General features: G+C 58.7%; 17 protein-coding genes and 1 pseudogene. 6 read left to right on the forward strand and 12 right to left on the reverse strand.

Features of this window, described 5'->3' with window-relative positions; genetic code table 11:
- The first annotated feature begins 98 nt into the window (after nucleotides 1–98).
- The gene (locus NW828_RS11850) at nucleotides 99–410 is read left to right on the forward strand and encodes an alpha/beta fold hydrolase (RefSeq protein ID WP_414332241.1); all 312 of its coding nucleotides are present in this window, start codon (nucleotides 99–101) and stop codon (nucleotides 408–410) included.
- 143 nt (nucleotides 411–553) lie between these two features.
- Here the strand turns inward: NW828_RS11850 and NW828_RS11855 are convergent, their stop codons facing one another.
- The 7 genes from NW828_RS11855 to ndhN all read right to left on the reverse strand — a co-directional run bounded on the left by NW828_RS11855 (nucleotide 554) and on the right by ndhN (nucleotide 7752).
- Complete coding sequence (locus NW828_RS11855) at nucleotides 554–1411, reverse strand: PRC-barrel domain-containing protein (RefSeq protein WP_414384083.1); 858 nt, start codon at nucleotides 1409–1411, stop codon at nucleotides 554–556.
- Nucleotides 1412–1519: 108 nt separating this feature from the next.
- Nucleotides 1520–2668 carry a glycosyltransferase gene (locus NW828_RS11860; RefSeq protein ID WP_414384084.1) on the reverse strand — a complete coding sequence of 383 codons (1149 nt, stop codon included), beginning with the start codon at nucleotides 2666–2668 and terminating at the stop codon, nucleotides 1520–1522.
- Between the two features lie 93 nt (nucleotides 2669–2761).
- Nucleotides 2762–3214, reverse strand: coding sequence for a ubiquinol-cytochrome c reductase iron-sulfur subunit (locus NW828_RS11865; RefSeq protein WP_414384085.1), 453 nt, complete (start codon nucleotides 3212–3214; stop codon nucleotides 2762–2764).
- A 235-nt stretch (nucleotides 3215–3449) separates the two neighbouring features.
- Nucleotides 3450–4019: a Uma2 family endonuclease gene (locus NW828_RS11870; protein WP_011434179.1), complete on the reverse strand. Its 570-nt coding sequence runs from the start codon at nucleotides 4017–4019 to the stop codon at nucleotides 3450–3452.
- Nucleotides 4020–4256: 237 nt separating this feature from the next.
- Nucleotides 4257–6125, reverse strand: coding sequence for a R3H domain-containing nucleic acid-binding protein (locus NW828_RS11875; protein WP_414384086.1), 1869 nt, complete (start codon nucleotides 6123–6125; stop codon nucleotides 4257–4259).
- A gap of 54 nt (nucleotides 6126–6179) precedes the next feature.
- Nucleotides 6180–7220 carry an LdpA C-terminal domain-containing domain gene (locus NW828_RS11880; protein ID WP_414384088.1) on the reverse strand — a complete coding sequence of 347 codons (1041 nt, stop codon included), beginning with the start codon at nucleotides 7218–7220 and terminating at the stop codon, nucleotides 6180–6182.
- Nucleotides 7221–7308: 88 nt separating this feature from the next.
- On the reverse strand, nucleotides 7309–7752 hold the full coding sequence (ndhN, locus tag NW828_RS11885) for an NAD(P)H-quinone oxidoreductase subunit N (RefSeq protein WP_414344253.1): 444 nt from the start codon (nucleotides 7750–7752) through the stop codon (nucleotides 7309–7311).
- Between the two features lie 275 nt (nucleotides 7753–8027).
- Between ndhN and msrB the strand changes: the two genes are divergently transcribed.
- On the forward strand, nucleotides 8028–8519 hold the full coding sequence (gene msrB / locus NW828_RS11890; protein ID WP_414384090.1) for a peptide-methionine (R)-S-oxide reductase MsrB: 492 nt from the start codon (nucleotides 8028–8030) through the stop codon (nucleotides 8517–8519).
- A gap of 49 nt (nucleotides 8520–8568) precedes the next feature.
- On the forward strand, nucleotides 8569–9372 hold the full coding sequence (locus NW828_RS11895; RefSeq protein WP_414384092.1) for an FTR1 family iron permease: 804 nt from the start codon (nucleotides 8569–8571) through the stop codon (nucleotides 9370–9372).
- Nucleotides 9373–9612: 240 nt separating this feature from the next.
- Here the strand turns inward: NW828_RS11895 and NW828_RS11900 are convergent, their stop codons facing one another.
- The 5 genes from NW828_RS11900 to NW828_RS11920 all read right to left on the reverse strand — a co-directional run bounded on the left by NW828_RS11900 (nucleotide 9613) and on the right by NW828_RS11920 (nucleotide 12237).
- The gene (locus tag NW828_RS11900) at nucleotides 9613–9825 is read right to left on the reverse strand and encodes a CP12 domain-containing protein (RefSeq protein WP_414384094.1); all 213 of its coding nucleotides are present in this window, start codon (nucleotides 9823–9825) and stop codon (nucleotides 9613–9615) included.
- 256 nt (nucleotides 9826–10081) lie between these two features.
- Complete coding sequence (locus NW828_RS11905; protein ID WP_414384095.1) at nucleotides 10082–10762, reverse strand: energy-coupling factor ABC transporter ATP-binding protein; 681 nt, start codon at nucleotides 10760–10762, stop codon at nucleotides 10082–10084.
- 36 nt (nucleotides 10763–10798) lie between these two features.
- Nucleotides 10799–11068, reverse strand: coding sequence for a hypothetical protein (locus tag NW828_RS11910; protein ID WP_414332008.1), 270 nt, complete (start codon nucleotides 11066–11068; stop codon nucleotides 10799–10801).
- A gap of 151 nt (nucleotides 11069–11219) precedes the next feature.
- Nucleotides 11220–11678 carry an MAPEG family protein gene (locus tag NW828_RS11915; RefSeq protein ID WP_414384097.1) on the reverse strand — a complete coding sequence of 153 codons (459 nt, stop codon included), beginning with the start codon at nucleotides 11676–11678 and terminating at the stop codon, nucleotides 11220–11222.
- A 130-nt stretch (nucleotides 11679–11808) separates the two neighbouring features.
- Nucleotides 11809–12237 carry an SHOCT domain-containing protein gene (locus NW828_RS11920; protein WP_414384099.1) on the reverse strand — a complete coding sequence of 143 codons (429 nt, stop codon included), beginning with the start codon at nucleotides 12235–12237 and terminating at the stop codon, nucleotides 11809–11811.
- Nucleotides 12238–12375: 138 nt separating this feature from the next.
- On the opposite strand from NW828_RS11920, the pseudogene glmU reads away from it, so the two are divergent.
- The 3 genes and pseudogenes from glmU to NW828_RS11935 form a co-directional block, all read left to right on the forward strand.
- A pseudogene (glmU, locus tag NW828_RS11925) lies at nucleotides 12376–13725 on the forward strand (bifunctional UDP-N-acetylglucosamine diphosphorylase/glucosamine-1-phosphate N-acetyltransferase GlmU); the annotation flags it as partial.
- Between the two features lie 42 nt (nucleotides 13726–13767).
- Nucleotides 13768–14274: a PPC domain-containing DNA-binding protein gene (locus NW828_RS11930; RefSeq protein WP_414384102.1), complete on the forward strand. Its 507-nt coding sequence runs from the start codon at nucleotides 13768–13770 to the stop codon at nucleotides 14272–14274.
- 90 nt (nucleotides 14275–14364) lie between these two features.
- On the forward strand, nucleotides 14365–14817 hold the full coding sequence (locus NW828_RS11935) for an RNA-guided endonuclease InsQ/TnpB family protein (RefSeq protein ID WP_414384101.1): 453 nt from the start codon (nucleotides 14365–14367) through the stop codon (nucleotides 14815–14817).
- The last annotated feature ends 67 nt before the right edge of the window (nucleotides 14818–14884 follow it).

A 14884-nucleotide genomic window follows, 5' to 3' on the forward strand; every position in this document is an offset into this window, starting at 1 on the left:
TAGTAATCCGTACTGAACATATTATACATTATTTTCAGTATAGTTGAGCTTATTATTGACTAGAGTCATGCTCCCCCAGCTACGCCCTGGATGAGGCGGTGGTGGACTACTATTACCGGGCAGCTCACCAAGCGGGGGCTCAATTTGCCCCCCGTTCTTTTCTCACCGGCAAGCTCAACTTGCCCATCGAAGACGACTTTCGCGTGGTGACCAAGCCCATGGTTCTGGTCTGGGGAGAACAGAACCGCCTCACCGGCCCAGAACAGGCAGAGCGATATCGCACCTTGCGCCCGGAGGTGCCGATTTACCGATTGCCGGGGGCTGCTTTTCCGCACATTGAAGCGCCGCAGACCTTTTTGTCGGTGGCTTTGCGCTTCTTGGCCGAAGCCGATCCTGCTCTACCGGGATGACGGACAGGGGATCCCTTTGCCCCTTGGCAGAAAAAAGTGGGAGATTGGCGCAAGAAGCAGCCCTAGCGCCAGGGGTAAGGGCCGTGCTCTCGGTTGACGTGACCATCCCGAGCGCAGAGGGGAGTTGGTACGACTCCGGCAACTCAAGTGGGCTCCCCGGCCTTATCTTCCCAGGGATCACCATCCACAGGAGTGGAGCTGGAAGGAGGAGAGGCAGGCTCAGAAGGAGGGGCCTCTTCTTTGGCATACTCCTGTTCCCAAGCCGGTTGTTCGGGGGCGGGTGCGGGCTCAGGCGGGCGTGGACGCACAGGCTGCGGCTCAGGTTCAGGCTCTTCTTCTGCGTAAACGTCTTCTTCTTCGGCCTCGTATTCCTCGTCGTATTCTTCTTCGTAATCCTCCTCAACGGCGGGACTCTCGACAGCACTGGGCAGGGCAGGAGCCGGGCTAACTCCGGCTTCCCAAGGGGGCTTGCCGATTCCCAGGGTTTCCAAAATCCCCTTGGCCAGTTGGGTTAGGCGGGTCTCAGCGCCATCGGCAACAATAAGGCGATCCCCGCCCACAGAGACAATCTCATCGGTGGAGAGCAGATAGGTGCTGAGGATAAAGCCAGGTAAAAAGGTGAGGCCAAGGTTGGAGAGCACCAAGCCCGTGATGATGCCGGAGACGGAGTTGAACTCAAAATCCTTAACTTTGCCGAGGCGGATCCCTTCTTCGGTTACCACCTCGCTGCCAACCACGCGACTCAGGCCCTCCAAATCCAAGTTATCGAAAACTTCTTCGCTGGGGACAAGAACTGCATCCTGACCCAACGCTGTTACTTGCCGCAGCTCCATCAAACGGGGGGATCCGGCAAGGGCTTTTTCCAGCACCCCCAGCACCAGAACCTGCTTGGCTTCCAGATCCGCCCAAACTTCGCTGACTACCCCAAGCCGGGCTGCGTTGCCCTGGCTGATCACCTGCGTTCCCAGAACCTGTGACCGCCGACGAACCTCTGATCGCACCAGCGCAACAGATCCTTTCCCAGTCGTCATGATGGTTTCCCCGTCGTAAGTCAAAACGTTCCCGTTGTTGGGCTGCGTGTCTGACACAGTTCGCCAGAATTAAGTAAGTTAATAGTACCACTGCCTGTCTCCTCCCTCGCGGGCTGCCCAGGTGGGATCCCGGCCAATCTGCCTGCTCCAGGCCAGAAACTGCTCTGCCATCGCGCCCAGGGAATAGTGCTCTTCTGCCCGTTGCCGACAGCGGCTCCTGTCGATGTGATCTAGGCGCTCTACAGCCTCTGCCAAAGCTGCCACGTTGTCCGGCTCGACGATCCAGCCGGTTTCTCCATCGCTGACAATTTCCGCGGGCCCACCCCGGCGGTAGGTAATCACCGGCACGCCACAGGCCAAAGCTTCCACCGCCACCAAGCCAAAGGCCTCCACCCACTTGGGGGTCATGATCAAGGCTGAGCATTGCCCCAAGATCCGCTGCATTTGCGGGGTGGGCAAAAACCCTCGGTAATCCAGTTGGGCATGCGGGTACTGCTCTTGGATCTGCTGCCAGTAGCCTGGCTCTTGCAGGTGGCCTAGGATCACCACCGGCCTTCCCGTCTTCTCGGCTAGGGCAGCACAGTCTTCCAGGCCCTTTTCGGAGGCAATGCGCCCAATCCAACACAGGGATCCATTCCCTTGGGGCACAAAGTCGTAGAGGCGCAGATCCACCCCGCAGGGCAGATAGACAAAGGGATCCCGACCTGCCGCCATCTCGGCTCGGGCAAAGGCAAAGGTCTGGGCTTGCGCCCGCGAATGCACCGCCAGCCGACCAGGGTAACGATGGGCAATGTGCTCTAGGGCCTGATCGACGGCATCGCTGAGGGATCCCATGCTAACAATGTGGGCCACCGGGGTGCGGAAAAAATCCGTCAAATAAAACGAGAGCCAATCGTAGCTCCAGTTCACGATTAGATCGAACTGATCTTGCAGGTGGGCAGCCCGCTGCCACAGGTTGGCCAGCAGAGAGGGGGTGTGGATCAGAACCGGCTGATCGCGGCGCTGGGTTTGCGCATAGGCCGGGGGAAGGCCCGCCACCGGCTCGATCACCTCCTCCGGCAACTCCGCCATTCGGGATCCCACAGGGGCCAACACCCGCACTTGGGATCCCATCTGGAGTAAGACACGCGTCAGGTTGGCAAGATTGAGCTCCACACCACCACCGGCCCCGGATCCCAGAGGTCCAACAGGGGTGGAGAGGAACAGATAGCGGTAGGGACGAGCCATAGGGAGAGCCTCGGTAGCTCAGCCCATTGTCTTCTCAATCCGGATACCCGACTCCTTTTGCCTGGCCTCAAAGCCCACAGCCTGCCCAGAACTTTATGAGGCTTTGGCTACAAAAATTTCTCCCTTCTCCACCTTGACCTTGTAGATGGCCAGGTCTGCATTGGCCGGGCCACGGGTACGGCTGCCATCGGCAGCAAAAGCCGAGCCATGACAGGGGCAGACAAAGTTCTCCCCCCGCCAGTTCACATCACACCCCGCATGGGGACAGGCGGCATCCAAAGCCAGCAGAGAATCTTCTTTTTGCGGATCCCCGACCAGCCAGAGGGTGGCGGTGTTTTTCCCAAAGGCGTTTTCCACCTTGAAGGGGCCATCTTTGAGATCGGCCAGGGTGGCAACTTTCACAAACTCCGGCTCAGAAGCCTTAGAGCCAGAAGCAGTTCCCTGGGCCAGGGCAAAACGGCGCTGGGTAAACCCAGGTAACCAACCCACCAACGAGCCAAAACCGAGAGCCAGCCAGCGAAGAAAACCACGACGATTGTTGTACATGGCTATGTGTCCTTGGAGGTGTGCGAAATGTAGGTCATGAGCCAGCAAAAGACCGGCCCCTTCAGAAGGGATCCCGGTGCAAATGCTGCCCTTAACATCTTGTTACACCAGAACGGTTTCGCCCAGGGCCAAGCCGCACTTTTTCCGGCTAGAGTACGCAGCAGCAGGCATCTTGGTTGCTTCATTGATTTGGCCGATGGGATGGGATCCCTTTCGGCTGTTGTACGCCTGGAGCCTAGGGTCGGGAGGTAAACAGCTCAGCAACCGTGCAGACAAAGCCGGGCAACAGGGGAGAAGACAACGCATCCTGAGCCAACAGCGTTTCTACCAAGACCAACTGGGCCTGTTGTCTGCGATACACCTCTACTCTCTGAGCCAGCCGATCGACGATCCAGTACTCTTGCACCCCATACACAGAGTAGAGTTTCCGTTTTGCCAAGCGGTCTCGATCCTCATGAACTTTTCCAGGTGATAGGACTTCAACCACCAGCTCAGGGGCACCCCGAAAATGTCCTGCTTCATCTTGAATCTGTGATAGCCGCTCATAACTAACCCAAACAACATCGGGAGACACATTATCAAATTCGGAAAAGAGGATCCCTGGCATGATTGAGGGTTCTCCCAATCCTGTTTCTAGCGACCACCGATGCAGTGCGGAGAACAAACACCCGATAATGTGCTGATGTTTGTGATGAGGAGAGCGAGTCACCAGCAGTTCTCCGTCGATGATCTCGTAGCGGATCCATTCATTCTCTGGCAGAGCCTCGATGTCTCGAGTAGTCCAGCGTACCTCTGTGGCAGTCATTAGCTGTCCCTGTAGCGATGGATGATGCTATGCCTAGGGCACCCTGCTGCTATACCTACGGCACTGCGCCGACAACTGCAACGCTGTCGCAACGGCGGAAACCACACTTGGCGTAGCCAAATCTTAACCCAGGATCCCGTTCACAGAAGCGAGACGGAGTCCTTCCTCTCTAACCACGACGGCTCAATGGATAGAGGTTCTCTAGAGCTGGACTATTGGCTGCGCTATCGTGTGGGGCTAGTTGGGATAGATGCGCAAGCGGCGGTTGGGCTCTTCGCCAAAGCTTTGGGCCCGCAGGTGGTAATGTTCCACCAACTGGTGTTGGAGCTTGCGGATCAGAGGCGAACGGGGCAAAAGTTCCACCGGCTGAGACTTGGGAATGACAATTTGCTCCACCGCCAGGCGGGCTTCTTCCAGAGCTTCGGTTTCATCGCCTGAGCTGGCGCGAATGAACAGCTCCAGGTCGGAATCGGATCCCTCTTCGCTTTCAATGTTGAGAATATGGCGCAGGGCGCGAGCCAGGGCAATCAGAGTATTGGCCTTGACGGTGTGAATCGGGATCTGGCGGGAGTGGGCCATCTGCTGGATCTTGGAACGGCTACGCACTTGGGATCGCAAGGCCAAGACAATGTCTGCCTCGTCTAGATCTTTGGTGACATCCGCCGACAGTTTCAGGGTTTGGATCACCTGCTCCAGGTAGAAGCGGCTCACTCCGTAGGGGTAGATCATCAGCGGCCCATCCGGATTCTGCTGCCGTCCTGTCGGGGCTAGGGCGGATCCCTCCCAGTCCAAATCTTCTTCATCAGAGCCGGATTCCGCTTTGGATTCGGCCACCACCTGAGGGGCAGGACGGGATCCCGCCGGCGTTAACGGGACAGAGTCCTCTTGCCTATCCAGGAGCAAACCCGATGCTCCTCCCTGCGGCGAGCGACTCTCAAGCGGTTCTGAGGGCAGAGCTTCCATCCGTCCAGAACGTCGCCATCCTCCCCGCTCCCGTGCTGCGGACATTGTGCTGCCGGCGGGGGGCCATTGGGGGCCAGATAGGGCCGGGCGCTCATTCGTGACTATCACCACCTGGCCGTGTTCGTCTAAACTGCGGGTTTGGGTCAGGGGCTCGCGGTTGCGCAAGAGGCGATCCACAGTGGCGGCCACATCTTCGTGGATGACCCAGCGGGATCGCTCCAGCATCTCTATGGCAATCTCAAACGTAGGGGGAGCTTTGCGCTCCAACACACTCTTCTGAGAGCCCCGTCGCCGCGCCTCTTCATCTCCCAGGGTGACCGATTGGATCCCGCCCACCAAGTCTGAGAGGGTGGGATTTTTGATCAGGTTGTCGATGCGGTTGCCATGGGCAGTGGCCACCAGTTGTACCCCCCGTTCGGCAATGGTACGAGAGGCCAAAGCTTCCAGTTCGGTGCCGATCTCGTCGATGACCACCACTTCGGGCATGTGGTTCTCCACCGCCTCAATCATCACCTTGTGCTGCAGCTCTGGGCTGGCCACCTGCATCCGTCTGGCCCGGCCAATGCCCGGGTGGGGCACATCGCCATCGCCGGCAATCTCGTTGGAAGTGTCGATAATGACCACTCGTTTGCCCAGCTCATCGGCCAGCACACGGGCAATTTCCCGCAGGGCCGTGGTTTTGCCCACCCCTGGTCGGCCTAGCAACAGCATGGAGCGCCCCTGTTCCACCAAGTCGCGGATCATGCTGATCACGCCGATAACGCAGCGACCCACCCGGCAGGTGAGGCCAATGATCGTGCCTTGGCGGTTGCGAATGGCACTGATCCGGTGCAGGGTAGAGGCAATGCCTGCGCGGTTGTCACTGCTGAACTCTCCAACCCGGCTGATCACCTGATCCAAGTCGGCCCGGGTGATCACGTCCTCGGAGAGGTAATCGGCAAAGCCAGGGAAGCGGGCTTCGGGACGGCGACCCAAATCCAGCACCACCTCCACCAACCGATCCAAGTGGGGATGCTGTTCTAGGCGCTCACGAATCGGAGCAGGCAGGATATCCAAAAGCTTACTCAGGTCGTCGCTGTATTGAACCTGGCCGGGAAAGCCGGTACGTTCACGTAAGCGGTGCGGAGCACTTTCCGGATCCATTGACGGACTTGGGGTTGAGGGCTGTACGGGGAAACTCATGGCTGAGCAACGTCGTTAAACGCAGGAAAAACAGGTTTGCCTAAAAGCAACGGATCGCCGCTTTACTTGCTGCACCAACTGCTTGGCCAACGGGATCCCTGCCGCCAATCCGGGATTCCATCCTGACTCCGATGAGCTGTGGGCTGGCCCCTCCAGATAGGCTGACACCAACTGTCGCGCGTAGCTGCCGAAGGCTACCCCCGCCACCGGCCACCGGGGATCCAACAGCGGCAGCGTTTGGGCATTGGTTCCTCCCGCCAATTGCACATAGCCCGGCAGGCCCATGTTCAGTACCTTCTCGGCCAATTTCAGGGTGGCTTTGCCGGTGCCAGCTCCGATATCGCCACTCATAGGCCGGCCATCCACCTGCCAGATCAACACCTCCGGCAAGGGATCCATAAGAGCCAGCAAATCCCTCAAGTAAGCCTCTAGGCCCGGGCCATCGTTAAAGCTAATCGAGATGGCCTGGAGCTGAGGTAGCCAGGGCTTCAGGGATCCCCACAATTCCTCGAATGACCTCTGGCGACCAATGCAGGTGTGAATCTCCACCGCTTGAATGCCCAGCTCGACCAAAGGCGGCAAAACTTCTGACAAAGCGACCTGGTAGCCGAAGGTGGCAATGCGCCGGTGGGGGCAAACCGGCTCACAGCGCCCACAGCCGTAGCACAGCTCTGTCTGGATGTGGACTTGAGCAGGAAGGGCTGCCTGGGTCAAAGCATGAGGGGGACAAACTGCCAGACAAGGCTGAGGACAGTCGGCAGGACAAACAGGAGCCGTCAGCACCGCCTTGCGGAAATGGACGTCTTCGCCGTCATTGACGCTGACCATCAACCAAGGGAACCCCGCCTGGGGATCTTCGGCTTGTGCCCGTTGGATCCCTTCTTGAGCGGCCCGCACAATGGCCGGATCGGCAGCAACATCAATGCAATCTGCCCCGGCCAGCGTGTAAAGGAAAGCCAGCTCCCGAACCGAGGGCAAGTGGTGGAAACTTGCGCCGCAGATCAGCTTAAACCAAGTACCCTGTTGCAGCGAGGCGGTTGGCAAGGTCACAGGCACAAGAAGCCGCTAGCAGGATGGGGATCTGAGCCGCAGGCCATCTACTTGAGATGGTAGCAAAGAAATTTCCAGGATCCTGAAGAGAGGTTCAGGCGCTCTGCAGAGGTTGCCAACGAATTGACCGTTCTCGGCCCAGTTCCACCACAAACTTCACTCCCTTGTCTTCCCGGCTCAGCTTTACCAGGTAGGAGAGTTCCTGTTGGCTGAACACATGCCCCTCGTAAAACCAAAACACCAACCCCTTTGCTTTCGGGGGCAAGGTGGCCCGATACTGCTCGATCAACGCGGGAAAGAAATAGGTGCGCCGCTCCGATTTGCCCAGCGTGGCAGGCCGTACCCCATGAATGCGCGTCAAATAGCTGGCCAGATCCCCGATTCCCTTACTGGAGAGGGTGACCACCTCATACCCAGCTCCGCGCAGCCGCCGCAGGTAGTGCCCTTCGGATCCCCCCTCTGGGGTTACAAAGATGGCCAAAGCCCCAGATTGCTCCAGTTGCTGCACAAACTTTGCACCTGAGCCGACCAGCAGCATAGGAAGAACTCCATTACTCGTCTAGGGTTGGACAAGCAGCCCACCTGCGCTCATTGTAACGGGATGGCACCTGAAGCTGGGGATAGAAGCTGCCAATGGAACCCATAGAATACTGGCTATCTCCCTGTTTTGCAGAAGGGAGCGTAAAGAAGGGTTAAGATACGGGTAACCTGCTTGCAGGTCTCAACCCACAGGTGGCGGACAAAGGCGGATGGATCCCCCTAGTAGGGATAGCCTCCCCGCCACTTACACAGCGACAACAGATGAACCTCATCATGCGACGACGCGAGCTGTTGACCTTGGCGGTGGCCGGGTTGATTACAGCACCCCTCAGCTTAGCAGGAGAGCAAAGAGCAATGGCCCAACAGACTTATCCCTTCACCAAAACCGACGCCGAGTGGCGGCAACTGCTCACCGAAGAGCAATACTATGTGCTGCGCCAAGAGGGCACTGAGCCCCCCTTCCGCAACGCTTACTACGACAACAAGGCCCCAGGTATCTATGTCTGTGCCGGCTGTGGGCAGGAGCTGTTTTCCTCGGCGGCCAAGTACGACAGTGGCACCGGTTGGCCCAGCTTTTGGGAGCCGATTGCTCCCCATGTGATCGGCACCAAGACGGACTGGAAATTGTTTGTGCCCCGCACGGAAGTCCACTGCTCTAACTGCGGTGGGCATCTGGGGCATGTGTTTCGGGATGGCCCCCCACCCACGGGTTTGCGCTACTGCATCAATTCTGCTGCCCTCAAGTTCATCCCAGCCACCACTTAGAAATCCTCTTGGCTCCAGCTAAAACTGAGCCGCCTGTCTGGGTGAGCCTATGTCGGACTACACGTTCCTGGATGCTGCTTCGATTCTGCTGCGGGAGGGCCTGGAAGCTCTCTTGGTGCTGGTGGCACTGCTGGCCCTTATGAGCAAGAGCGGGCAATCGGCTCAGAAGCGCTGGGTGTGGCTAGGGGGATCCGCGGGCTTGCTGGCAGCGGTGATGCTCGGTCTGCTGGTGAAGCTGTTTTTCCAGCAGATGCTCACCCACACGCGACAAGAGGTGCTGGAAGGGATCACCGGGCTGGCGGCAGCAGGTTTGTTGTTCTCGGTCAGCCTTTGGTTGCACCGCCGGGCTGCAGTGGCTTCTTGGCAAACCTTTGTGCGGGAACAGGCGCAGGCGGCACTGGCCACGGGTCAGGTTTTTTCCTTGGCTTTTCTGGCCTTTGTGGCGGTGTTTCGCGAGGGGGCGGAAACGGTGCTGTTTTATGTGGGGTTGGCCCCTTCCCTCTCGGCAAAAGATTTTTGGCTGGGGATCGGCCTGGGATCCCTGGTGTTGGTGGCGGTGGCGATCTTGCTGCTGCAGGTGGGGCTGAAATTGCCGCTGGGAGTTTTTTTCCGGGGCCTGAGTCTGCTGGTTTTCTATTTGGGCTTTAAGTTTTTGGGCAGTGGCCTGCACGCTCTGCAGGTGGCGGACTGGCTGCCCATCACCCCCCTGGTCGGGATCCCAAAGCTGCGCTGGCTGGGCATATATCCCACTTGGCAGACGCTGCTCCCCCAACTGCTGCTGCTGGGAATAGCCTTCGCCTTGTGGGTGGGGCAATGGCTGCGAGCTGATCCGGCTCGAAAGCTTTCTTCGTGAAAAACGTTCTCCACGAGCCCTGTGGATTCCACCAGCCTTGAGCTTGATGAGTCCTGGTTTTGGTTTCGATGGATGGCAACCAAAAGGCTGCACCCAGTCACGCCTTCCAACCTAGAAAAGCAAAACCCACCGGATAAGGATCCGGCAGGCTGCTGGATTTTGTCAGGAACCCCAAGCCTAGATCCCCATCGATCCCTAGGGAATCGACAGAGATCATCTACACCGTAGACTTCCCGAGAATCAGGTATCGTAGACCCGGCATTCAACAGCATCCGGGTTTTCAGCGCAGTGCTGCTCTAGGCTGCTGGGAGTCCTCGGCTGGTGGCTGCGAGCTGCCAGCACTTCTTCAACCGCATCCCAGGCCGCACGGCAGTGGGGATCCCCTTCGCCGTACTCAGAGCAGACGTTGCGAGCATTTTCCAGCTCTTTGGCGATCGCTTCAGACAGTCCCATGTTCTCAAGCTCCTTTAGACTAGATGGGGCCGGTGGCCCGCTGATGTAACCGGCTGACGCAAATCTGCAGGGATCCAGCGTAATCCCGGATCAACAAGTAGAAACCAGCCGATCCAGACGGGGAATAAGTTCAGGATAATGACCTTGTGCCAACCGAATTGATCAACCGGATACATTACCCATTCTAAACAGTGACGGCAGGGGGGTGCAGCTGCGCTTTCGCGATCTCTTTGGGATCAGGATGCGCAGGGATCCCTCAGGCCCCAAACAGTTGTTCAATCCGTTGCCGCACCTGCTCTGGGGATCCCTGTTGACGCACTTGACCTTCCGAGAGCAAAATCGCCCCGTCTGCCCACTCCAGTTCTGCCAGCCGATGGGTTACCCAGAGGGCGGTGATGCCTTCTTGATCCACCAATTGACGGATGCACCGCAGCAAATCCGCCTGGCTGTCGGGATCCAACAGGGCTGTCGGCTCGTCCAAAAGCAGCACCTCGCTGCGCCGGGCCAAAGCCCCTGCCACTGCCACCCGTTGCTTCTGTCCGCCGCTGAGGCCGTGGATGGGCCGACGGATCAGGTGCTTTAATCCGACTTGCTCCAAGGCTGTTTCCACCCGCTGGTGAATTTCCGCCAAGGTCAGAGCCTCTGCTCCCAAGCCAAAGGCCACATCGGCTCCCACCGTGGGCATGAACAGTTGGTGATCCGGGTTTTGAAACACATAGCCCAGCTGACCGCGAATCTCCAGGTGGCCCGAAAGGGGCTGGGGATGGGTCAGGGATCCGGACAACAGTTGCAACAAAGTGGACTTGCCGCTGCCATTGGGCCCCAACAGCATCCACAACTGGCCCTTGGGAATGACAAAACTGCACGCCTGCAAAACCGGCGGACGTTCCGGCCAAGCAAAGGTCAGGCTCTCCACCCGAATGGCCACCTCAGACATGGGGATCCCTTAGCGGCAGAGAGAAAAGGGCTGTCCTCAGCTTTGCAACTGGGCCAAAAAACCGGGACGGGCTCCCATGGGGCTGGCGCCGCCCGACTTGGAAGTCATTTGCACGCCACATAGCTCACCGGTGAGCAGGAACACCTTTTTGCCGGTGCGGTCGCAGGTCAGCTCCAAACTCTGAGGGGATCCACTCTGCAGAGCATTGACAATGCTTTGGTAGGCCCGGTTGGCCGCTTCTTCCTCTTTTTGGTGGACAACGATGGGGGCAGGGTTCCCTTTCAGGAGCAGTTCCAGAGTGTACATGGCTGACCGTTGCGTAGTGGGCCGTGGGACAAAAGAGAGGCACCCAGAGGACGCCGTTGGCGACAGCAGGACGAAGTCCTTTTCCAGTATCGCAGGTTGGGCCAGGGTACCGGCAGGCTCAACAAATGACGGGGGAGTTTCTCTCGCCAGATTAGGCCAGGCCGGTGCCGAGAAAAGGCAGCAGGCTAATCAGCAACAGGCCCAACGTGGCCAGGGATCCCGCCAAGAAGGAGAGGGATCGCCCAATGGGAATATCGGCAATGTAGAAAAAGTTGTAGAGCAGCCGCGCCAGCAGAAACACCCCACACAGCACAGCTACCCCTTCATCTCCGCTGAGGCCAAAATACCAGGGATCCGGGTGTGGGCCGGTGATGTAGGCGATCAACGCTGCTGCCGCAAACATCCCAAAGGTCTCAAACCCGTTGGCGTGGGCCCAGGTGGCCCGTTGCCCGTAGGGAGGTAGCCTATCGAACATAGCCCGAGGAGCATGCAGGTCGTAGCCAACGCGGGCACGGGCATAGCCCACCACCCCCATGGGCAGATAGACCAAGAGCATGGCTGCCGCAATAGAGAACAGGGGGATAGCTGCGAGAGGAAGGCTTGGCAACATAAGGCAAAAGGACGGTGCAAGATAACAGGGGAGAGGAAGGAGCCCAGCTCGGGCAGGAGCTATTGCCGGGAAAATCAACACCAGAACCATTATCCATCTATCGGGCTGTCTATCCAGGCAGATGCTTGCGTCAGGAAATCTTGCGGATTTGCCGGCGGCGCTCCTCATATTCAGCGCGGGTGATCAAGCCCTGTTTCAACTGGCTTTCCAACTGCTGTTCGGGATCCCGAGCTTCTCGGCCTTCCACACTAGTCCATTCCAGCTCGATCAACTCTCGGTTGAATCGAAAATCGAAATCGGCATTGCTCATGGTCAGGATCCACAGCCCTTCCAGCAAACAAAGGGCGCGTACCCCGTAGCTGAGGATCTGCAGCGGGATGGAAGGAACGAACACCATCAGCCCCACCACCAAGTAGCCCCAGCCCCAGCGTTGGTGCCCCATATAGAAGCGCTGCAACCCTGGAATGAACACCCCCAGCATCGCCAGCCAGCCGGCCACCTCGCGGACCAACCGCCGACGTTCCTGTGGGGGCATATCAGGGCCCCTGCTCTCGGCCATAGACTGCACCAGCTAGATGTGCCATTAGGCTAGCTCAGTTTTGGCCGCACAGGGCTCAGGAACTTGGATCCAACCTCAGAAGATTTTTGAGCAGAATCCTGCCGCCTATACTTGATGGGGGCAGTTCGGGGAAGGAACATGGCAGAGCGGGAACTATCGGTAGCGATCTTGGCAGCGGGCAAAGGTACCCGGATGCGGTCGCAGTTGCCCAAGGTGCTGCACAAACTGGGATCCCTGTCTTTGATCGAGCGGCTGCTGCGCACGGTGCTGACGTTAAAGCCCCACCGCTGTCTGGTGGTCGTGGGTTATGAACAAGAGCAGGTGCGCCAAGCCCTGCGGGAGTACCCAGTTGAATTTGTGGAGCAGGCCCAGCAATTGGGCACCGGACACGCCGTTCAGCAACTGTTGCCCGTCCTGGGCGATTTTCAGGGGGATCTGCTGGTGATCAACGGGGATGTGCCCCTGCTGCGGGCGGAAACCCTGCAAGCTTTGGTGGAGCGCCACCGCCAGGTGAACCCAGAGGTAACCTTGCTCTCGGCTCAGGTGGCGGATCCCTATGGCTATGGACGGGTGTTCTGCGATGCCCAACAGCGAGTGCTGGAACTGGTGGAAGAGCGAGACTGCACCCCGGCCCAACGGCAAAATCGCCGCATCAACAGTGGGGTGTATTGTTTTCACTGGCCGGCTCTGGCTCAGGTTTTGCCCCATCTCAACAGCAACAACGCGCAGCAGGAGTACTACCTAACGGATGCCGTCAAGCGGGTGGGCAAAGCCATCGCTCTGGATGTTGCCGATCCGCAAGAAATTGTGGGCATCAACGACCGCCGCCAACTGGCCCAGGCGTACCAGATTTTGCAGGATCGCCTCAAAGAAGCCTGGATGGAAGCCGGGGTCACCTTTGTGGATCCCGATAGCAGCAGCCTGGAGGAAACGGTGGAATTGGCCCCCGATGTGGTGATCGAGCCCCAAACCCATCTGCGAGGGGTGTGCCGCATTGGGCCGGGAACCCGCCTGGGGCCGGGCAGTTGGATCGAGTCCAGCGAGATTGGATCTGGGTGTCACATTCTCTACTCGGTGGTCAGCCACAGCCGCATCGGCAACCACGTCTGGATAGGCCCCTACGCCCACGTGCGCCCCCACAGCCAGATTGGGGATCACTGCCGCATCGGCAACTTTGTGGAAACCAAAAATGCCCAGATCGGATCCCACAGCAATGCCGCCCACTTGGCCTACCTGGGAGATGCCAAGCTGGGATCCCAGGTCAACATCGGCGCGGGCACCATCATCGCCAACTACGACGGCCAGCAAAAGCACTTTACCGAAATTGGGGATCGCAGCAAAACAGGCGCCAACTCGGTGTTGGTGGCTCCTTTGCAGGTGGGATCCGATGTCACCATTGCCGCCGGCTCCACCATCCCTGCCCGCTACCCCCTGCCGGATGACTGCTTGGTGATCGCTCGCTCCCGCCCGGTGGTTAAGCCCGGCTGGCGACCCGGGATCCGCTCCTCCCGCCGCCAAGAGCTCCAGCCCATGCCACCGGGATCCCTCAAGATTTATCCCTTGCGCCTCTTCCCCGGCCAAGATCTCAAGCAGGAACTGGAGCGATTGGCCCGGCAGCAGCCCTTGCAAGCGGGGTTTGTCCTCAGCGCTGTCGGCAGCCTCAGCCAAGCCATCCTGCGCCTGGCCGACCAAATGGGGGATCACCTGCTGTCGGAACGCCTGGAGATCCTGGCCCTGAGTGGATCCCTGTGCCCTGACGGAGTCCATCTCCATCTCACCGTTGCCGATGCCCGAGGCCAAACCTGGGGGGGACACCTGCGCCCCGGCTGCCTCATCTACACCACCGCCGAAATTGTCCTCGCCGATAGCCCGGAGTACCGCTTCTCCCGTCAACCGGATCCGGCCACCGGCTACTTGGAGTTGCACATCGAACCCGTGGCAGGGGATCCCTGCTGGCCGTCCCCACCCCCCCAACCCCAGCAAAACCAGCAGACAAAACCAGAGGCTGACAACAGCAGGCCGAAAAGCTTACAGTAGTCAACATGAGTTACCTAAAGCTAAAGGGGGCTTGTGAGCGCCAAGCCGAAAGCTTCACGGAACTCATGGACGCTTTGCGGTGTGGCGGGCATGTTACTGGGTTTTCGGACGCAACTCATTCTTAACCGCAAGCAAACAACTCTAGCCGCCCAACACGCTGGGGTAGCCCGCCACGCCTATAACTGGGGCTTAGAAGTCTGTCGGCAAGCCCTGGAGAACCAGCAAAAACTTCCCACCGCCATTGACCTGCACAAGCGCCTAGTGGCCGAGGTGAAGAAAGAACATCGCTGGTACTACCAGGTCTCCAAATGCGCCCCTCAGCAGGCATTACGCAACTTGGAGCAAGCCCTTAAGCGCTGGCGCAAGGGGCTAGGTCAGTTCCCTCACTTCAAGCGCAAGGGAGTGCGAGACAGCTTTTACCTAGAAGGCAGCATCCGCATTTCTGGCAACCGCATCAAGGTGCCTATCTTCGGTTGGCTGCGCTGTGCAGAGCTGCTCCCGGTGACCACACCCAAGAACGTGGTTGTTAGCTTGAGAGCATGACTCTAGTCAATAATAAGCTCAACTATACTGAAAATAATGTATAATATGTTCAGTACGGATTACTACC

The organism is Synechococcus sp. W55.2 (genome assembly GCF_047461635.1).
GTDB lineage: Bacteria > Cyanobacteriota > Cyanobacteriia > Thermostichales > Thermostichaceae > Thermostichus.

Bases quoted from the DNA above. Each gene is read 5' to 3' on its own strand.
- NW828_RS11895 (WP_414384092.1), top strand. From the start codon at position 8,569: ATGTCGGACTACACGTTCCTGGATGCTGCTTCGATTCTGCTGCGGGAG.
- NW828_RS11860 (WP_414384084.1), bottom strand. From the start codon at position 2,668: ATGGCTCGTCCCTACCGCTATCTGTTCCTCTCCACCCCTGTTGGACCT.
- NW828_RS11870 (WP_011434179.1), bottom strand. From the start codon at position 4,019: ATGACTGCCACAGAGGTACGCTGGACTACTCGAGACATCGAGGCTCTG.
- NW828_RS11910 (WP_414332008.1), bottom strand. From the start codon at position 11,068: ATGTACACTCTGGAACTGCTCCTGAAAGGGAACCCTGCCCCCATCGTT.
- NW828_RS11865 (WP_414384085.1), bottom strand. From the start codon at position 3,214: ATGTACAACAATCGTCGTGGTTTTCTTCGCTGGCTGGCTCTCGGTTTT.
- NW828_RS11930 (WP_414384102.1), top strand. From the start codon at position 13,768: ATGCCACCGGGATCCCTCAAGATTTATCCCTTGCGCCTCTTCCCCGGC.
- NW828_RS11935 (WP_414384101.1), top strand. From the start codon at position 14,365: ATGTTACTGGGTTTTCGGACGCAACTCATTCTTAACCGCAAGCAAACA.
- NW828_RS11900 (WP_414384094.1), bottom strand. From the start codon at position 9,825: ATGGGACTGTCTGAAGCGATCGCCAAAGAGCTGGAAAATGCTCGCAAC.
- NW828_RS11920 (WP_414384099.1), bottom strand. From the start codon at position 12,237: ATGGCCGAGAGCAGGGGCCCTGATATGCCCCCACAGGAACGTCGGCGG.
- NW828_RS11875 (WP_414384086.1), bottom strand. From the start codon at position 6,125: ATGGATCCGGAAAGTGCTCCGCACCGCTTACGTGAACGTACCGGCTTT.
- msrB (WP_414384090.1), top strand. From the start codon at position 8,028: ATGCGACGACGCGAGCTGTTGACCTTGGCGGTGGCCGGGTTGATTACA.
- NW828_RS11905 (WP_414384095.1), bottom strand. From the start codon at position 10,762: ATGTCTGAGGTGGCCATTCGGGTGGAGAGCCTGACCTTTGCTTGGCCG.
- ndhN (WP_414344253.1), bottom strand. From the start codon at position 7,752: ATGCTGCTGGTCGGCTCAGGTGCAAAGTTTGTGCAGCAACTGGAGCAA.
- NW828_RS11915 (WP_414384097.1), bottom strand. From the start codon at position 11,678: ATGTTGCCAAGCCTTCCTCTCGCAGCTATCCCCCTGTTCTCTATTGCG.